The sequence below is a fragment of the Blautia sp. NSJ-140 genome (assembly GCF_022868965.1).
Classification (GTDB): domain Bacteria; phylum Bacillota; class Clostridia; order Lachnospirales; family Lachnospiraceae; genus Blautia_A.
Genome location: NZ_JALIFS010000009.1, coordinates 150,435 through 167,255, shown reverse-complemented (window position 1 = coordinate 167,255; position 16,821 = coordinate 150,435). Strand labels below are relative to the sequence as shown.

Annotated in this window: 22 protein-coding genes; 14 read left to right on the top strand and 8 right to left on the bottom strand. The window is 35.8% G+C overall.

Translation table 11 applies throughout. From position 1 onward, the window contains the following. The first annotated feature begins 145 nt into the window (after nt 1–145). From MUB50_RS11865 to MUB50_RS11840, 6 genes are all read left to right on the top strand, one after another. A complete protein-coding gene (locus MUB50_RS11865) occupies nt 146–607 on the top strand; it encodes a hypothetical protein (protein ID WP_117638881.1) in 462 nt (153 codons plus the stop codon). Nucleotides 608–709: 102 nt separating this feature from the next. Beyond that, nucleotides 710–1,129 (top strand): winged helix-turn-helix domain-containing protein, encoded by a 420-nt coding sequence (locus MUB50_RS11860; protein WP_117638882.1) that lies wholly within the window; start codon nt 710–712, stop codon nt 1,127–1,129. Between the two features lie 248 nt (nt 1,130–1,377). Next, nucleotides 1,378–1,953 (top strand): MFS transporter, encoded by a 576-nt coding sequence (locus MUB50_RS17375; RefSeq protein WP_118623675.1) that lies wholly within the window; start codon nt 1,378–1,380, stop codon nt 1,951–1,953. Between the two features lie 306 nt (nt 1,954–2,259). After that, nucleotides 2,260–4,362, top strand: coding sequence for a penicillin-binding transpeptidase domain-containing protein (locus MUB50_RS11850; protein ID WP_118051247.1), 2,103 nt, complete (start codon nt 2,260–2,262; stop codon nt 4,360–4,362). 40 nt (nt 4,363–4,402) lie between these two features. Continuing rightward, on the top strand, nt 4,403–4,873 hold the full coding sequence (locus MUB50_RS11845; RefSeq protein ID WP_330637661.1) for a DUF6070 family protein: 471 nt from the start codon (nt 4,403–4,405) through the stop codon (nt 4,871–4,873). A 10-nt stretch (nt 4,874–4,883) separates the two neighbouring features. Beyond that, entirely contained in the window at nt 4,884–5,636 is a 753-nt protein-coding gene (locus MUB50_RS11840) for a DUF6070 family protein (protein ID WP_330637660.1), read from the top strand. A 27-nt stretch (nt 5,637–5,663) separates the two neighbouring features. Here MUB50_RS11840 and MUB50_RS11835 read toward each other — a convergent pair whose 3' ends face one another. Then, nucleotides 5,664–7,460, bottom strand: a complete 1,797-nt coding sequence (locus MUB50_RS11835; RefSeq protein WP_015541271.1) for a BlaR1 family beta-lactam sensor/signal transducer — start codon at nt 7,458–7,460, stop codon at nt 5,664–5,666. A gap of 10 nt (nt 7,461–7,470) precedes the next feature. Next, nucleotides 7,471–7,845: a BlaI/MecI/CopY family transcriptional regulator gene (locus MUB50_RS11830; RefSeq protein WP_092073165.1), complete on the bottom strand. Its 375-nt coding sequence runs from the start codon at nt 7,843–7,845 to the stop codon at nt 7,471–7,473. A 118-nt stretch (nt 7,846–7,963) separates the two neighbouring features. Between MUB50_RS11830 and MUB50_RS11825 the strand changes: the two genes are divergently transcribed. Then, entirely contained in the window at nt 7,964–8,377 is a 414-nt protein-coding gene (locus MUB50_RS11825; RefSeq protein WP_244791178.1) for a winged helix-turn-helix domain-containing protein, read from the top strand. A 23-nt stretch (nt 8,378–8,400) separates the two neighbouring features. On the opposite strand, the gene MUB50_RS11820 is transcribed toward MUB50_RS11825, so the two are convergent. Both MUB50_RS11820 and MUB50_RS11815 read right to left on the bottom strand, forming a co-directional pair. Beyond that, complete coding sequence (locus MUB50_RS11820) at nt 8,401–9,780, bottom strand: relaxase/mobilization nuclease domain-containing protein (RefSeq protein ID WP_244791176.1); 1,380 nt, start codon at nt 9,778–9,780, stop codon at nt 8,401–8,403. Then, nucleotides 9,729–10,070 (bottom strand): plasmid mobilization protein, encoded by a 342-nt coding sequence (locus tag MUB50_RS11815; RefSeq protein ID WP_005426517.1) that lies wholly within the window; start codon nt 10,068–10,070, stop codon nt 9,729–9,731. Before MUB50_RS11815 ends, MUB50_RS11820 begins: the two co-directional genes overlap by 52 nt. A 400-nt stretch (nt 10,071–10,470) precedes the next feature. Here MUB50_RS11815 and MUB50_RS11810 point away from each other — a divergent pair, with 400 nt between their 5' ends. After that, nucleotides 10,471–10,830: an MmcQ/YjbR family DNA-binding protein gene (locus MUB50_RS11810; RefSeq protein ID WP_019162150.1), complete on the top strand. Its 360-nt coding sequence runs from the start codon at nt 10,471–10,473 to the stop codon at nt 10,828–10,830. Between the two features lie 47 nt (nt 10,831–10,877). On the opposite strand, the gene MUB50_RS11805 is transcribed toward MUB50_RS11810, so the two are convergent. The 3 genes from MUB50_RS11805 to MUB50_RS11795 form a co-directional block, all read right to left on the bottom strand. After that, nucleotides 10,878–11,216 (bottom strand): type II toxin-antitoxin system RelE/ParE family toxin, encoded by a 339-nt coding sequence (locus MUB50_RS11805; RefSeq protein WP_015524619.1) that lies wholly within the window; start codon nt 11,214–11,216, stop codon nt 10,878–10,880. Further along, on the bottom strand, nt 11,203–11,376 hold the full coding sequence (locus MUB50_RS11800; RefSeq protein ID WP_005426514.1) for a hypothetical protein: 174 nt from the start codon (nt 11,374–11,376) through the stop codon (nt 11,203–11,205). The genes MUB50_RS11805 and MUB50_RS11800 overlap by 14 nt, the downstream gene beginning before the upstream one ends. Nucleotides 11,377–11,470: 94 nt before the next feature. Further along, a complete protein-coding gene (locus MUB50_RS11795; RefSeq protein ID WP_015541275.1) occupies nt 11,471–11,734 on the bottom strand; it encodes a helix-turn-helix domain-containing protein in 264 nt (87 codons plus the stop codon). 170 nt (nt 11,735–11,904) lie between these two features. Here MUB50_RS11795 and MUB50_RS11790 point away from each other — a divergent pair, with 170 nt between their 5' ends. Continuing rightward, nucleotides 11,905–12,240: a hypothetical protein gene (locus MUB50_RS11790; protein ID WP_173753155.1), complete on the top strand. Its 336-nt coding sequence runs from the start codon at nt 11,905–11,907 to the stop codon at nt 12,238–12,240. Nucleotides 12,241–12,303: 63 nt separating this feature from the next. On the opposite strand, the gene MUB50_RS11785 is transcribed toward MUB50_RS11790, so the two are convergent. After that, complete coding sequence (locus MUB50_RS11785; protein ID WP_015524620.1) at nt 12,304–12,663, bottom strand: helix-turn-helix domain-containing protein; 360 nt, start codon at nt 12,661–12,663, stop codon at nt 12,304–12,306. A 504-nt stretch (nt 12,664–13,167) separates the two neighbouring features. Between MUB50_RS11785 and MUB50_RS11780 the strand changes: the two genes are divergently transcribed. The 5 genes from MUB50_RS11780 (at nt 13,168) to MUB50_RS11760 (ending at nt 16,515) form a co-directional block, all read left to right on the top strand. Beyond that, on the top strand, nt 13,168–13,605 hold the full coding sequence (locus tag MUB50_RS11780) for an RNA polymerase sigma factor (RefSeq protein WP_005426505.1): 438 nt from the start codon (nt 13,168–13,170) through the stop codon (nt 13,603–13,605). Further along, nucleotides 13,592–13,864 (top strand): helix-turn-helix domain-containing protein, encoded by a 273-nt coding sequence (locus MUB50_RS11775; protein ID WP_015541278.1) that lies wholly within the window; start codon nt 13,592–13,594, stop codon nt 13,862–13,864. Before MUB50_RS11780 ends, MUB50_RS11775 begins: the two co-directional genes overlap by 14 nt. 424 nt (nt 13,865–14,288) lie before the next feature. Further along, nucleotides 14,289–14,510 carry an excisionase gene (locus MUB50_RS11770; protein ID WP_021650362.1) on the top strand — a complete coding sequence of 74 codons (222 nt, stop codon included), beginning with the start codon at nt 14,289–14,291 and terminating at the stop codon, nt 14,508–14,510. A 104-nt stretch (nt 14,511–14,614) separates the two neighbouring features. Then, a complete protein-coding gene (locus MUB50_RS11765) occupies nt 14,615–15,829 on the top strand; it encodes a site-specific integrase (protein ID WP_022214379.1) in 1,215 nt (404 codons plus the stop codon). Between the two features lie 215 nt (nt 15,830–16,044). Next, entirely contained in the window at nt 16,045–16,515 is a 471-nt protein-coding gene (locus tag MUB50_RS11760) for a low molecular weight protein-tyrosine-phosphatase (protein WP_044960656.1), read from the top strand. Nucleotides 16,516–16,821 lie beyond the last annotated feature (306 nt).

Below are 16,821 nucleotides of genomic sequence, written 5' to 3'. Positions count from 1 at the left end.
TGGAATATCGGAACCTGTTCTTGCAGTCTTGCGCTTGCTGTCGTTATTTCTGCCATCTTGATTTTGTGCATGAAAGAACGAGAAGCAACCCAAACAAAGAAAAAGGCCAAAAAGGTAGCTCCAAAGAAAGGCTGGTGATGATTGTATGAAGAAAAGTGATTTAGTATTAACATTCGTTCTTTTAGGAAGTTTTATGCTTTCTGGCTGTTCAAAAGATGAAATTCTTGATCATTATAATAATATCGTTCAGTCGGCTGGAGCCATAGAGCTTACAGGAAAGTCATCTTTGGAAGGAACAAAAGAAAAAGGGATCGATGATTATACGGGAACTTATACGGCTGATTATGAGGATTTTTCAGATACAGAGTATTTGTTCGGAGGAACTTCCATAAAAAGAGAAGCCGGTAAGGAGCTGTCTATTGACTGCACTTTGGAGGTTACGGAAGGTACTGCAAAAGTATTTTGGATTTCTGGATCTGATAAAGCAGTCACTTTGATTGAAACAACCGGAACTTATAGTGACACAATTACACTTCCTGATGGCGGAAATTATGTCGGCATTGAGTGTGAGGAATTTACTGGAAACATTGAATTGAATATTGAATAATCTTTAGCTGTGTGATGGTAAAAGAAAAATGTCACAGTACGGCAGATTTGTTTTAGTTAAAAGTTTATGCATAAAAAATAAAGTAGGTGATTACATGGGAAAATGTTAATACTGACATTTGAAGATAGTGAGGAAGAAATCCTGAATCATATAATATCCTGTGTCAATACGGGAGCAAGAGCATTTCAAGTAATTGAAAATGCAAAAACAAATTTGAGTTATGGAGATATTGTTATTTTGTTGGATAAAAGAGAATTATTTCGAAAGCAGGAAAAAATAGATTTATCTTTTATAGAGTTTGAAATTTTGCATTTATTAATGCGAAGTCCCGGAAGAGTGTTTAGCAAAGAACAAATATATGATATCATATGGAATGAACCTTATTCCGGTGATTATAATGTGGTTATGCGACATATCTGCAACATTAGAGAAAAGATAGAGGATGATCCGGGCCAACCAATGTATATACAAACGGTGAGAGGTGTAGGATATCGGTTTAACGGGAATTTAGGCAGCAAGTGAAATCGCTGCCTATTATTATGGTTTTACAAAGAAGGAAGTTTGTTATGAGAAGATCTTTGTATTTCAGGAGCATCCTGTTTGAGATATTTGGACAGATTTTGATGTATCAATTCCAACTCTTTTATTTCTTGCTTAAAAGAAACATATTGAGTATTTAGTGATTTTTTTTGGAAAATAAGATCTGAAAGTTGCTCCTGTAACTTATTGGTATTAAGATGCTTCAGGTTCATGCCATTTTCCTGTAAAATATGTTCAGCACCGGCGAAAAGAATAATTTGAGATTCATATTTACGGAAATAACGATCCGGATTTTTCTGATGGATAAGCGGCTTTTCGTTTTGACTCTCTCCGCTACAAATTGTATGATTTTCTTTATGCCGATTACGGCGTTTTATCCTTTGATGATAAGTGACTATTTTCAAGGAACGGCATGCGAGGCGAGTAGTGTAGAACTTCTTTATTCCGCAGGTATGATGATTGGAACTTTTGTGATAAACCATTTTGGAAATAAGCTGCAACATAACGCTGCCTGTGCCGCCTTCATTGGATTATTTGGCCTTGGAAGCATCACACTCATTAGTGGGTTTCTTCCAAAGTCAGATGCGGCATTTTGGATATTTGCTTTTATGTGTTTTGGAATGGGAATCAGTGCTGTGTTCTATAATATTCTTTACATTGCGTATATGCAGGAAACGATATCTTCAAAATATCATGGACGCGCATTTTCTTTATTGAACAGTATTATTTCGTTGACAATGCCTCTGGGTTTATTGGTTGCAGGTCCCGTGTTCTGTTTAATAGGGTCTGACCCCAAAACAAAATGATTATAAGAAACGAGCAGGGTTATTTCAAAGATCAGCAGATTTAGAGTAGTTCTTTTTTTCTGAGAGAAAATTAAAAATCGTTTTTGGTTCTTCTGGAGAGTGATTATAGCGTTTGGGAAACATCCGGAGAAACTATTACCTCAGAGTGTCGTAAAGTTCTTTATCAAAGAAGGCTTTGAGATGCCCTTTCTTTTTTATGCAAATCTTTTCTCTTGTCTACATATATAAACCTAAGAAAAAGCTTGACGTTTAAATATTACAAGTGTAATATTTAAGAAAATATGAAAAAAGGAGAAATAAAACTATATGAGAAAAAAGAAAAGAAAAAAACACACGAAGATTATTACAAAAATAGTTTTATTTAGCGGTATATTGATTGGTGGTGGAATCGGTATTGTAACAATAATGAATTGTAATGTTCCTGAAAAAAGACTAATGGAATATATGAAATATATTGAAAAAGGGGAATATGAGCAAATGTATGCCATGCTGGATCAGAAAAAAAGCAGCATGAACAGTAAGGAAGAATTTATAGAACGAAATTCTAAAATATATGAAGGCATTGAGATGTCTGATCTGTCCATAACCGATATTACAGTAAAAAGACAAGAAAACGGAAATGCGGCAGTTTCCTATACAACAAATATGCAGACTGCTGCAGGAAATGTAGAATTTACCAACGATGCGGTATTTTCACATGATTGGACAGGATATCATTTAATCTGGCAGGATCAGTTGATTTTTCCAGAGTTATCTGCAACGGATAAAGTTCAGGTAACGTCAGAAGAGGCAAAGAGAGGAGATATTTTAGACAGAAATGGTCGTCAGTTGGCTGGAGAGGGAACTGCATCTTCGGTAGGAATTGTTCCGGGCAGGATGGAGAACAGAGAAGATACAATAAAAAAACTGGCAGAGTATCTTGGAATTGGAGCAGACGAAATTGAGGATAAGTTAAAAGCCGGTTGGGTAAAAGCAGATTCTTTTGTACCAGTAGCAACAATTCCTAAAATACAAGAGGTCGATCTTTTGACAGTGAATCCGGATAAAACTGTTCTGGAAGAAAAAGAAAAGCAGGACACATTATTGAAGATTCCAGGTATTATGTTATCTGATGTAAAAGTACGAACTTATTATCTAAAAGAAGCTGCCTCTCATCTGGTAGGGTATGTACAGGCGGTTACAGCCGAAGATTTGCAGGAACATAAAGGGGAAGGGTATCGTACAAACAGTGTGATTGGAAAGACTGGACTGGAAACGCTTTATGAAAAAGAACTAAAAGGAACAGATGGGTGTGAAATCTGTATTGTAGATGCAAATGGAAATAAAAAAAGTGTTATTGCATATGAGCCTAGAAAAGATGGAGAAGATATCCATACTACGATTGATGGTGATCTTCAAAGTACTCTTTATGAACAATTTAAAGAAGACAGAGGATGTTCTGTAGCTTTGAATCCTTATACAGGGGAAGTATTGGCGTTGGTAAGTACGCCATCTTATGATAATAATGATTTTGTACGTGGAATGGACAACAGCCAGTGGAGTGCATTAAATGAAAATGAAGACAGGCCTTTATACAACCGCTTTCGCCAGACATGGTGTCCTGGCTCAACTTTTAAACCTGTAATTGCTGCAATTGGATTAAAAGTGGGGGCATTTACTGCAAATGACGATTTTGGAAATGAGGGTCTGGCGTGGCAGAAAGATTCCTCGTGGGGAGATTATACAGTGACTACACTTCATGATTATGAACCTGTGATCTTGAAAAATGCGCTTATTTATTCAGATAATATTTATTTTGCAAAAGCAGCATTAAAAATTGGTGCGGATCAACTGATGCAGTCTCTAAATCAAATAGGATTTAATCAGGAACTTCCATTTGATATTAAAATGTCAGAGTCCAAATATTCTAATATGGACAAGATAGAAACAGAAATCCAGCTTGCTGACAGTGGGTATGGACAGGGACAGATTCTGGTAAATCCTTTGCATCTTGCAAGCATTTATACGGCTTTTCTAAATGATGGAAATATGATAAAGCCATATCTTCACGCGGATGGTGGAAGCACTTCCAGTGAAATCTGGATAAAAGATGCTTTTTCACCACAAATTGTTTCGGAGGTTATGGAGGGGTTAGAGGGTGTAGTGAATAACCCGGAAGGAACTGGTTATGGAGCATGCCGGGAAGACATTAGATTAGCAGGAAAAACCGGAACAGCGGAACTGAAAGCTACAAAAGAAGATACATCTGGAACAGAAATTGGCTGGTTTACAGTTTTTACTACAGATAGAGATACAAAGAATCCTATTTTGCTCATCAGTATGGTAGAGAATGTGAAAGATATTGGAGGAAGCGGTTATGTGGTGGAAAAGGATAAGGCGATACTGGATGAATATCTTGGTAATGAATAATTTTTACCTTTAAATATTACAAATGTAAGAGGAAAATGATATGAAAAAAATTTGGAAAATATTTGTGGGAGTTATTTTTCTTGCTGTCTGTAGTGGATGTGGCATAAAGAAAGAGCAGAAAAAGACAATTGAAGATACGAAAGAAAAAATTTACAGAGAGTGTGAAATGCTAGCAGAAGGCTATCGGAACATATATGAGAATGCTGTGAAAGAAAATGCACTATATGAGCTGAGTACAATACAAAAAAGTATGGATTATTTTGGAAAATATGGATATGCAGTAATTGATTCCTACAATCAGCTGGATATGGTTCAAAGTATTAAAGTAGATGATTTTTTGAAAAAAGCAGAAAAAGAGAAGAATGGAAAAACTACTATATTTCAAGTTATAGCAGGGGATCATTTTATCCGGTATGATCTGAAAACCAAACAGGGGAAAATAGACGTTGAAGTAAGCTCTTTTAAATGGAAAGAGGACACTTGGCAGGAAAAGACTCAAATTCAATTATGATGGGACAGATATGTATTTGCTGGCTGTGAAAGCTGTTTGGGGTATGAACGACAATCCATCTATTGTATATGTTTCGTATACAAGGATAGAAGAATGGAAATATACAGAAAAAGGCTGGTTTGGTTATACGCTATGCGTTCCAAAGTATCCGGAAGTATCAGAAGCGGTTGATGGCAGTTCTATGATAAGAATTAAACCTTTAAGTGATGAATGCAGGGAAGTTTCAAAGAGGTGTGTGTATTTGCTTGGATATCAGGGGAATAATCTTTTATGTTCTGATTGGGATAGATCTGATATGGAAGGGTTAGATTATAATGGTTTATATGAATATTTATATCGAATGAAATACGGGGAGAGATATGAGTTTTCAGGTAACTCAAGTGGAATTCCGGCAGAAGAGTTTGAAAATCTGATAATGGAGTTTTTGCCGATAACAGCAGATCAAATTAAAAAATGGGCAGTATTTGATTCGGAACATCAAACTTATGACTGGGAACGATTAGGCTGTTTAAATTATAGCCCTACTCATTTTGGAACATCTTTACCGGAGGTCGTTGAAATAAGAGATAGCGGAGAGGGAAACAGTGTGTTGGTTGTTGATGCTGTATGTGATACATTTATATGTAATGATGCCGTTATTACAAGTGAGCTGACTGTTAAGTTCAACGATGATAAGAGTTTTAAATATATGGGGAATAAAATTCTGAATAATGGTACGAAAGAAGTTCCCAAATATCAATATAGAATAAAAAGAAAGAACTGATAACAACTATCAGCCCTTTCATATTTGTTAATTCCATATATGTAATTTTTTTAAGATATCAGAAGTGATTTCAAATGCTTTTTTGCCAGTTGCATTAGAATCACTTTGGATATTGGTTGCAAAATAATAGCTGTTATCGGAAGTTTCTACATATCCGATAAACCAGCCGTTGATATCCTGTCCGTTGACACGACCGGTTCCAGTTTTTCCGTAGAAATTACCATTAGGTGTACTGGCAATTTTTATAGCATTTTTAACAGAAAATACATTTTGGAAATTTAGATGGAATTCATTTGTGTTAAATTTTTTTAATAATGTTACTTGCTCTAAAGGCGAGATTTTTAATGAAAAATCGGACCAGTATAAATCCAGATTTGAACTGGTTGTTTGGTTTCCATATTCTATTTTATTCAAAAATTCCTGGACTCTGTTAATTCCGAGCTGCGAATCAATTGCCTGGAAATACCAGTTAACGGAATTTTGCATAGCAGAGTTTAAATCCTGATCAGCTTCCCAGGATGGAAAAGGAAAGGCATCACCATTCCATGTCATGGAAGAGTGTTCTGGTGTGATGATTCCGGATTCCAACCCTAATAATGCATCGTATATTTTGTAGGTAGACTCTGGCGGAATACGTTTGGTGGCTTCTTCAAGATCGTATATTTTCCAGGAATCCAAATTATTGTCATACAAAACAAATGATCCATCATATGTTCCAAATGTTTCGGATATATCTAACAGGGAGATATTTTTGTCTGTATCACTAAAATGATATACGTTTTGAGTAGAGGCATCAATGGATAAAATGGGTGTACATCCAATAAAAACAGCACTAATGACCAGATAAATTATCAATGCTCTCATTTTTTGATAAAGAGTTTCTTTCCTAAAAACGGCGATGTTGAGAATACGTCGTTTCATCTGCCTGAAATTTCCGGACATTCCAACTGCCAGTGGAGAGGAAAAAGAGGATATTTTTTCTGCAAAATTAATCAGTGTAGTTCCATAAGCTTGGTATTCATCAGCAGAAATCATCTGCAATACAGCAGAATCACAGGCTATTTCACGGTCACAGAGAATTTCTTTTAAAGTGTACCAAACAAAAGGGTTAAACCAGTAGAGTATATTACTTATGACCATGAGGAAGCCAATAAATGTATCTTTGTGACGGTAATGCTGTAATTCGTGTAGCAGCATAAAACGCATATCATCAGGATTCAGTTCGGAAATTAAATGGATGGGAATGTAAATTCTGGGATGTATTATTCCGATTAAAACTGGTGATTTTAAAAATGCAGTACTGTAGACTGATACTGGGTGAGAGATTTTAAGTTCCTTTAAACAATTGTAATAAATAGTTTTTACCTGCTGATTTTGAAGCGGGAGAGCAGATCTTTTTATGGAACGTACATAGTTTAATGAATGAAGGGTGAGGACTGACATAATCATAACACCCGTTATCCATATTAGAAAGAGTATGGTATTCAAGCCTCCAGAAAATTGACTACTGATGGAAACTGAAAAATCATTCACCTGGTTTAACAAAATATTTTGTGTATTACTGGTAAGTTCGGATAGCGTGTCGGTACCAGAGTTAAGTCCTGAGTCAGTTTGAAAAAAATGTAACCATGAAAAAAGTTGTGAGCCATGAATCTGTACAGGAAAAAATGGCACGGCAAGTAATAAAAATAAAAGAAAACAGAGATGGTACTGTGTAGTCGCAGATAAATATTTTTTCAGAAGTTTTTTTGTTCCGATTATTACAAGTGTAAAAATACATATGAAGATATTACTGATTAAAAAGTGGATGATCCAGTTGCTCATTCAAAACCTCCTATTTCTGATGTTTTGATAATAAATGGCGTAAGTTATCAATTTCTGTTGAAGAGAGCTTATCGTCTTCAAGGTAAGAAGCCAGCATAGAAGAAAGATTTCCATTATAATATCGCTTTAAAAAAGAATTGCTTTCCTGGCGTATATATTCATCTTCTTGGACTAATGGAGTATAGACAAATACCCGGCTTTGTTTTTCGTAGGAAAGAGCTTTTTTGGAAACAAGTCTCTTGATAAGAGTTTGAATTGTTTTTGGACTCCAGCTGGTAGTTAGAGTAAGTTTTTCTGTAATTTCATTTGTATTGATGGGAGCATATTTCCATACAATTTTCATAACTTCAAATTCGGCTTCTGAAATCTGGGGTAGTGACATAATAAAATCCTCCTGCTAAATCCTACATATGTAATAAATATATTATATTACTTGTAGAAGAAAAAAGTCAAATGGCAGATGATATATAGAATATAAAATTAATAATGTAGAGGCAATAAAGGTGAAAAAGATAGAAATTATTGAGAGAATCACAGATGCTAATGGAAGCATAAGTGAAAACATATTGACTAGCTGGGAACATAAAAACCAATTCATACCGGAAATTATAAGGTTTGGAGAATTAAAAATATATCTACAGGAACGAATTGTTAAAAAGAATGATAGTGATGTTCATCTTTCAAAATATGAATATGATATTTTACTTCTTTTAGCGAAAAGTCCAGGTAGAATATTTGGAAAAGAAATGGTTTATGATTTGGTGTGGAATGAACCTTATTCCGGTGATTATAATGTGGTTATGCGACATATCTGCAATATCAGAGAAAAAATAGAAGATGATCCTGGACAACCATTATATATACAAACAGTACGAGGTGTAGGATATCGGTTTAACGGGAATTTAAGCAGCGAGTGAAATCACTGCCTATTATTATGGTTTTACAAAGAAGGAAGTTTGTTATGAGAAGATCTTTGTATTTCAGGAGCATCCTGTTTGAGATATTTGGACAGATTTTGATGTATCAATTCCAACTCTTTTATTTCTTGCTTAAAGGAAACGTATTGAGTATTTAGTGATTCCTTTCTGGAAATAAGATCTGCAATTTGCGCTTGTAACTTATTGGAATAAAGATGTTTCAGGTCTATACCATTTTCCTGTAAAATATGTTTAGCACCAGCGAAAAGAATAATTTGAGATTCATATTTACGGAAATAACGATCCGGATTTTTGGAACTTTTATAATGGTCATCGTAAATTTTATTTTTCTGATATTGTTCGGCATATTTTAGCATTTCTCGAAGATGGCGTATCTGAGACTCGAGAGAAACAACAGAGGTATTTACCTCTTTTTGCTGCATATGTAACAAGGCTATGCGGTCTTCAAGTTCTGAAAAATTATGTAGATTATGTGTGAACATCTTGTTATATTCAGCAGAGACAATTTTTAAATTTTCCTTATTTGCCCATTTCTGAAGTCCAATGTTTCCTGCTATATTGGGAGTGTTGGTGTCTATTAACTTATTACGAACAGAAGGAATAGTAGTTCTGTGGAGCTTATTATTAATGCGTTCTTTGATACGTTCCTTAGTAAAATTTTTTCCTAAAGATTTAGCACTTCCACGCACTGGATGGGACATATCGGGAGAACGAAAGGTAATGTATTTTCTGCTGTTTTCGCCAAATTCTGCGTTTTTTATTTCATATCCTTTAGCTTCCATAAATGCAAGAAATTCTGAATAAGTGGAAACGATTCGGATTGTCTGGTTGATATCTTTTCGCAGCTGCGCTTTTTTACTGGATTCAGATTTATTTGCAGCCCATTCATTGTATTTCATTCCTTTTTTACCATCTGGCATAATTGTGGACAGGTTATGTTCCTGGCATAAAGTGTCGCTGAGATTTCGTATTTTCCAGTAATTCTTTTTACAGTCATGGTAATGAGAAAAAGTGATGTTATCTGCAGAACAGAAAATTAAATGGTTATGTACATGACCTTTATCAGTGTGTGTTGTCAGAACATAGGAGTATTTTCCCTCCAGTAAGCGATCCGCAAGTTCTTTGCCAATTTGATGGGCTTCTTCATAGGAAACTTCACCAGGGGAAAATGCCTGAATCAGATGAAATGCCTTATTTGTATTGTGCGGATCTCTGCAGTCATGTGTATGATCCAAAGTGTATTTAAAGTCAAGAACGGCTGTTTCGGGAGAGCAGGCAAAGGAAGAAATATATAGATTCTGGTCAGTTTTATCTGGATTGCAGATGTATTCTATTGCTTTATTAACGGTTGTTTTGATACCATGGATTTTTGTAACTGCCATATTTTTTCCATTAACTCCTTTATATCGTCCAGGTCCTTTGGGTAAACTGTATTGGTACTGTTTATACGATGGGTGATCTGATTCAAATTGCTGCTGATATTGCCCAGCAGGGTATTCATTTTTCGGATATGAGAGTAGTCTACTTCATATACAAATCCATATAAGATCATTTTCCGTAGAAAGGCAGATTTGCTTTTCATCCTGGAAAGACGATATTTTTCTTCTAAAATGTATTGTTCGTCATCATTCAAATAAAATTGTACGGGATGAATTCTGGTACGTTTGCTCATTGAAATCCTCCAATTCGTTTTTTTCTATAAAAAAGAGTACAAAAAAACTGTCTAACCAGTTCGGCTATGACAGTTATGGTACTTGGTTTTTTGTTGGTTTGGACAGATGTATCTGTAAGTTATTTTAACAGGACTGGGTGAAAGCGTCAAATTAAGAAATTATAAAATATGAGAGGGCCAGGGATACTCCCTGATACATTTTGGTAGAATGAACCGGAAAGGGAATTTGACAAAATGAGCCAGGTGTCATGACACTGGCAGTGCTTGCTTCTTTTGGGGTGTAGCCTGCAAAGCAGGCTATGCAAAAGCTATAAAACATAAATAGAACTGTGAGAAGTGGTTGAGAATACAATCCTGATAGCGTATAATCAGAGAAAGAAATCGTAAGTGAGGGATAAATTTGAAACGTGAAGAAATTTTTCAATATGTAAAAGAGCAATATGGAACTGAACCGGAATATTTATGGAAAAAAGATCCTGATTCTGCGGTGCTTCGACATAAAAATGGAAAATGGTATGCTATAATTATGGTAGTGGAAAAGAAAATACTGGGATTAGAAGAAGATGGAAACATTGACATCCTGGATGTAAAATGTGATCCTGATCTGGTTGGGATGATTATTCAAACGTATGGATTTTTACCGGGGTATCATATGAATAAGCAACACTGGATTACGATTCTTTTGGATGATTCTGTCAGTGAAGCTAAGACGCTGGATTTTCTGGATATGAGTTATGATTTAATTGACAGTGGGAAGTAATAAAAAAGGAAGCCTTTCAGAAAAATCTCTGATTGGCTCCCAGGTATTCATTCTGGATATGTATAAGTTGATCTTTGCAACAGGATATTTTCCCAATCTCGTTCATGGCGCAACACTCGGAGAATATGAATCTCTTTTGTTTCTTCCATTATAATATAAAAAATAATAGATGGCGGAAAAGCTCTTTTATGTATGGAATATCCTCTGTACAGAATTTGAGTTCGGGGAAAGGCAGTACTGAACTGGCCTAAATTCTGCATTTGTTCTTTCAGATCAGATTGAAAACGGTCAGCACGTTGCTGGCCGAATTCTTCTTCAATATAATCTGCAATGTCTGTGACATCGTAAATTGCTTCCCAGGTTAAAATAATTTTATATTCTTGCATTTCTTCGTGCATCCCTTAATTCTGTGATTTTGCGAAAAGCATCTTCCAGTGGCAATTCACGACCAGCTTCCATATCATCAATTCCCCGGTCTAACATGCGGAGAAGATGATTGTTTTCCTGGTTTTTATCGGTTGTAGGGACTTTTTTTGTTAATTCCATGAAATCACTCCAATCATACGGTTTATAAATAGTGTATGTTGTTCAGAAGTATCTATCCATAGTTTAGCATAGAATGGGCAGCAATACAATTGAATTATTTTGCAGGAGCGTCCGTCAGACCAAGAAGATATTCGCAGGAAACATTAAATACTTCGGCCAGTGCGACAACTTCGTAGTCGGGAACGAAACGTGTGCCTTGTTCAATTCGCAGGATTGCCAGATCATTAAAATCATATCCTGCAAGTTGTAATTTGGCAGCGAGTGTTTTCTGAGTAAGATTATGAGCCTTTCGTAATTCTTTTACCCGTTGTCCTATTCTGTTTTTACTGTTCGTTTTTTTATCCCAATAAATAATCATTCTGATCCTCAAAAGTTTCTAAAGATGAAGTATTATTATTGATTTTAAGGAAAAATATTGTTACTATACTTCTAAAGATGAAGTTTTGGAAAGTTTATTTGATTTTTGAAATAAGAAAATGATAATGCTGCCTGTAATGAGAAATAATTCTAGTGAGAGGTGGAAAGAAGATGAATGAATTTTATGAAGCAGTATCGAATTTATTTGAGGAATTGCGCTGTGACTCCGGAGAAAGAGAATATACAGTACAGCCGGAAGAATGGAAAGAAGCAGAGAAGAATTTGAAACAAATACAAAAGAAGCTGCCACTACATCTGAAAAAAATCCCAGAGCGTGAGCAGAATTTCTGGAATAAATATCTGGATCAGTTAGAACATTTCCATTATGAAGAGGAGCAGCGGGCTTATTACCAGGGAATGATGGATGTAGTTGAGTTTCTTATTAATATAGGGGCAATAAAGAAATCCACGAATGTTAAGAGAATGATAGAAAAATATGCACGTTAAGAGTGGCGGTATGGGAAACCATACCGCTTCTTCAGAATAATTCAGATAGAATTCAAATGAATTTCAGGGATCCTGTTTATCGTGGTCTGTAGGAATTTTGTATGTGCGCAGGTATGCTTCTACGATGGCAAGGATAGCGGTAATTTGCTCATCGTTGCATTTTGACAGGTACATGAGCAGGCGTTGATAATCAAGATTATCTGTATGATTGTTTGGATAAAACAATGGTTCAGGAGGAACATTTAAAGCGCGTACCAGTTTTCTGATTTTATGAAAACTGGGAACTCGGCCCCCATTTTCAATTTCCTTTAAATATCGGCTGGACATTTCTGCTTTTTCAGCTAATTCTTCATAAGTCAATTTTTGCTCGTGTCGGGCGTTCTTAAAAAACAATCCCAGTTCTTTATCTGTTTGTTTTGGCATATGATACACCTCCATGTTTAGTGTATAGTTCCCTTTCTTGAAAGAAAACGAACTAATATTTCACTAAAAAAGAGGGTGATATTTCACTTTTTAAAAGACATATAAAATTCTGAATTTCCGTAAAACAGATCCGGAGGTATAGGAAAGATTAAGAATTTTATTGTCTGGTATCATATCCGTCATTACGTGACGGATGAAATAGATAAATAGTTCAAAAAAGCAAATAAATTTCTTTACCTCAAAAAGTGAATTATATGCCACAAAAAATGATGGCAAAATATTATCTTTTGATATAAATAGCGTCCGATGGGCTAAAAACTACCCATTAGGACGTTTTTTATATACCTCAAAATACAGGAAAAACAATTTTCTCGTATTTATTAAGAAATTTTTTAAAAATTTCTTCCCACACCCCGACAAATGCACTCATCCGTTTGGGATATGTGTGAAGGGGAAGCAAGAACTTTGCTTATTGCCTACCGGCGGGGAAGGAGGTGAACTCTTATGGAGCAATCCTCTTTTCAAGATGAGCAGACAGTCAGACATCAGTTTGATTCTCTGTGCAAGCTGGCATTGAAAAGTGAAGTTATTAATTATGAAAAGCATATGGCATATCGCCAGAAGTATGAAGTGATGTTGTCAGAATTATCAGAAAAGGAGTTGAGCAGACTTTTTATAATGGATGAGCATGAAATGGAAACACATCGTTTTCAGGTCCTGGGTTACGACATAGAAGTCAAAGATGCATTGATTGCTGAAGCACTGCAGACACTTACTGAAAAGAAAAGGAATGTTGTGTTATTATCATATTTTATGGATATGAGTGATGCAGACATTGCCAGAGAAATGAATCTTGTACGCAGCACAATTAATGAGCATCGTAGACGATCACTGGAACTGATGAGAAAAAATATGGAGGAATCTGCAAATGAAAAAAAGTAAAAAACAGAAATGCGCATTTGATTTGCTGCCATTCCATGTTATTGAGGCAGCATCAACTGGTGATACTGAGGCAATCCAGGCAGTGTTGAAGCATTATGAAGGGTACATAACAGTTTTGGCTACCAGAAAAATGTTTGACGAATTTGGACAGGTGCATTACTGTGTAGATGAAACTCTGCGTCAACGCCTGGAAGCAAAACTGATTACTAAGACCTTGGGATTTGATACGAAATCATATGTAAGGAAAAGTAATCAGTAAAGGGAGTATTTAATATAGATTCCTTTTCCCCTTCAGGAATTTTTGTACCTTGAAAATTGTATATTGTTTTACATACAGGACGTGAAGATATGTAGAGCCACTAGGTAAATCCGCCATGATATATCTGCTCTGTTAATGGAGTAAATACAAGGAAATGCTGAAATATAACATTGAAGTAAAGGTATGGAGCGAGAAGAATTTGACAAAATGTGCAGCAGCTGCACAGGGCGACGAAGCATATCTGTGATAATGATACTTCCAGAAAAAAGCTGGTCATATTTAATGACGGTGCAAAACCGATGTGGGCAGAGTACTGAACTGCCACCTGTATTGTAATTTTATCTGCCGATGACAGTGTATAAAATTGTAAATTGTCATGGGCAGATAAAAATGTTTTGTCCAAAGAGAAAAGGAGGAGAGAAGAGTGGCGATTAAAATTGAAAAAGGTAAGATTCCAATTTGGGAAAAATATATGCTTACGGTGGATGAAGCAGTGCAATATTTTGGAATAGGTGAAAAGAAAATAAGGATGCTTATTTCGGAACATCTAAATTCAGAATGTTGCTTTACAGTCCAGGTGGGGTGTAAGTCATTGATTAACCGTAAGAAATTTGAGGCCTTTCTGGATCAGACTACGTCTTTGTAAAAAATATACGAACAATTTAGCACTTTAAAGTGGAAATGCTAGCCCTGGTATGATATAATACCTATATCGTGCTAGGGCTTCTTCGTAGAAAGGGGCGAAGACGTTTGGGTAAAACAAAACGTGACCAAAAACGACGGGATAAAAAAGGTCGAATTTTACGAAACGGAGAAAGTCAGAGAAAAGATGGAAGATATGCGTTTGTATATACAGATTGTTATGGAAAGCAGAAGTTTTTGTATAGTTGGAAATTAGAGCCAACAGATTCTCTGCCAACTGGATGCAGACCATGCTTAGCTCTAAGGGAAAAAGAAAAGAATATCCAAAGAGATTTACATGATGGTATAGTACCTTACGGAGGAAATTTAACAGTTTTGGATTTGGTTCAAAAATATATTGGACAAAAAAAGGGGGTTCGTCATAATACTCAGGCGAACTATGATTTTGTGATCAATATAATAAAAAAAGAAGAATTCGGAACCAGAAGAATAGATAAAATAAAATTGTCGGATGCAAAAGCATGGTTTATTAAGCTGCAAGCAGATGGAAGAGGATACAGTTCCATTCACAGTGTGCGTGGAATTGTAAGACCTGCATTTCAGATGGCAGTTGAAGATGATTTACTGCGCAAGAATCCTTTTGAATTTCAATTATGTACAGTTGTCGTAAATGACAGTGTTACAAGACAGGCAATTACAAAAGAACAGGAAGAGTTATTTCTGGAGTTTATCCGAAATGATGACCATTACTCAAAATACTATAATGGAATGTTTATTTTGTTTAAGACTGGACTTCGTATTTCTGAGTTTTGTGGATTGACAGTGAAAGATATTGATCTTCAGGAGAGAAAAATCAATGTGAATCATCAGCTTCAGAGAACCAGAGGAATGCAGTACGTCATTGAAGATACCAAAACTTCAAGTGGAACACGAATGTTACCGATGACAGATGAAGTTTATGAATGTTTTGAACAGATTGTGAAAAACCGTAAAAAAGTAAGGGTTGAGCCGATTATAGATGGATATAGTCGATTTCTATTCCTGGATAAAAAAGATATGCCTGAGGTAGCACTCCATTGGGAAAAACATTTTCAATGGGCGTTAGGAAAGTATAATCGTACTCATGAGAAACAAATGCCAAAGATCACGCCTCATGTATGCAGGCATACATATTGTTCCAATATGGCGAAAGCTGGAATGAATCCGAAAGCACTCCAATATTTAATGGGACATTCTGATATAGGGGTTACGTTAAATGTATATACGCATCTGGGATTAATTGATGCAAAAGAAGAGATGAATAGGATTGCAAAACTGGCATAGTATGATAAAATAATAGAAAAAAGAATTAAGAATAATCTGATTATAAGGTTCTTAGAAAGCCTGTTTTCCAGGCTGATTATTACTAAGAAGTTACTAAATTTGGATAAGAAAATATACGAATTTATGCTGTGATATACAGGAAAATGACAGGATTGAAGATTATCGGAAAATGCCTGCAAACAGCGTAAATACAGCATTTCAAGGAGTTTTAAGCAATGATAAGAGTGCTATTTGTCTGCCACGGCAATATCTGCAGATCAACCATGGCCGAGAGTGTTTTTACGCACAAGGTAAAAACGCTCGGCCTTTCAGATCAGTTTTTGATCGACAGTTTTGCAACAAGTACAGAAGAGATTGGGAATCCACCTCACAGAGGAACAGTGAACAAGCTGAGAGAAGTGGGAATACCACTGGTTCCGCACAGAGCGAAGCAGATTACGTGGGCGGATTATGAAAAATCCGATTATATTATTGGTATGGATTCTGCTAATATGCGTAATCTTAACAGGATGCTGAAGAATGATCCGGAAGAGAAGCTTTATAAGTTTCTGACTTTTGCCGGATCAGGACGGGATATTGCGGATCCTTGGTATACAGGAAATTTTGATGAAACTTATGAAGATATACAGGAAGGTTGTGAGGGATTTCTGGATTATCTGGAGAAACATGGAGAAATCCATTACTGATATTTCGGAATGAGACACAAATCTGAAATAATACAAAAGGTATGACAGTAAAAGGCAGCGGAAGCTGCTTTTTCTGTCGATGAAAACTTCTTTACAAATCTGAAAACTTCTATTATACTGATTCATACAGCAGGCAGCTCAGATTCAGCAGAGAAATCTGCTCTCAGCAATTCTACAGTGGAAGTTCTTTCCACAGAAATATCTAATCATGTTATCAGATCAAAATCATTTTGTGCGTCGTTGTGAGAGCGCGCAGGATTTTGTCAGGACGTTCGTCCGCTTTGTTTCGCAGAAAGGAAATTAAAT

Coding starts and splice junctions, on each gene's coding strand:
- MUB50_RS11850 (WP_118051247.1), top strand. CDS start 2,260: ATGAGAAAAAAGAAAAGAAAAAAACACACGAAGATTATTACAAAAATA.
- MUB50_RS11835 (WP_015541271.1), bottom strand. CDS start 7,460: ATGAGCAACTGGATCATCCACTTTTTAATCAGTAATATCTTCATATGT.
- MUB50_RS11800 (WP_005426514.1), bottom strand. CDS start 11,376: ATGGAATTAACAAAAAAAGTCCCTACAACCGATAAAAACCAGGAAAAC.
- MUB50_RS11860 (WP_117638882.1), top strand. CDS start 710: ATGTTAATACTGACATTTGAAGATAGTGAGGAAGAAATCCTGAATCAT.
- MUB50_RS11795 (WP_015541275.1), bottom strand. CDS start 11,734: ATGATTATTTATTGGGATAAAAAAACGAACAGTAAAAACAGAATAGGA.
- MUB50_RS11760 (WP_044960656.1), top strand. CDS start 16,045: ATGATAAGAGTGCTATTTGTCTGCCACGGCAATATCTGCAGATCAACC.
- MUB50_RS11805 (WP_015524619.1), bottom strand. CDS start 11,216: ATGCAAGAATATAAAATTATTTTAACCTGGGAAGCAATTTACGATGTC.
- MUB50_RS11815 (WP_005426517.1), bottom strand. CDS start 10,070: ATGAGCAAACGTACCAGAATTCATCCCGTACAATTTTATTTGAATGAT.
- MUB50_RS11785 (WP_015524620.1), bottom strand. CDS start 12,663: ATGCCAAAACAAACAGATAAAGAACTGGGATTGTTTTTTAAGAACGCC.
- MUB50_RS11845 (WP_330637661.1), top strand. CDS start 4,403: ATGAAAAAAATTTGGAAAATATTTGTGGGAGTTATTTTTCTTGCTGTC.
- MUB50_RS11840 (WP_330637660.1), top strand. CDS start 4,884: ATGTATTTGCTGGCTGTGAAAGCTGTTTGGGGTATGAACGACAATCCA.
- MUB50_RS11790 (WP_173753155.1), top strand. CDS start 11,905: ATGAATGAATTTTATGAAGCAGTATCGAATTTATTTGAGGAATTGCGC.
- MUB50_RS11775 (WP_015541278.1), top strand. CDS start 13,592: ATGAAAAAAAGTAAAAAACAGAAATGCGCATTTGATTTGCTGCCATTC.
- MUB50_RS11780 (WP_005426505.1), top strand. CDS start 13,168: ATGGAGCAATCCTCTTTTCAAGATGAGCAGACAGTCAGACATCAGTTT.
- MUB50_RS17375 (WP_118623675.1), top strand. CDS start 1,378: ATGTTCAGCACCGGCGAAAAGAATAATTTGAGATTCATATTTACGGAA.
- MUB50_RS11865 (WP_117638881.1), top strand. CDS start 146: ATGAAGAAAAGTGATTTAGTATTAACATTCGTTCTTTTAGGAAGTTTT.
- MUB50_RS11820 (WP_244791176.1), bottom strand. CDS start 9,780: ATGGCAGTTACAAAAATCCATGGTATCAAAACAACCGTTAATAAAGCA.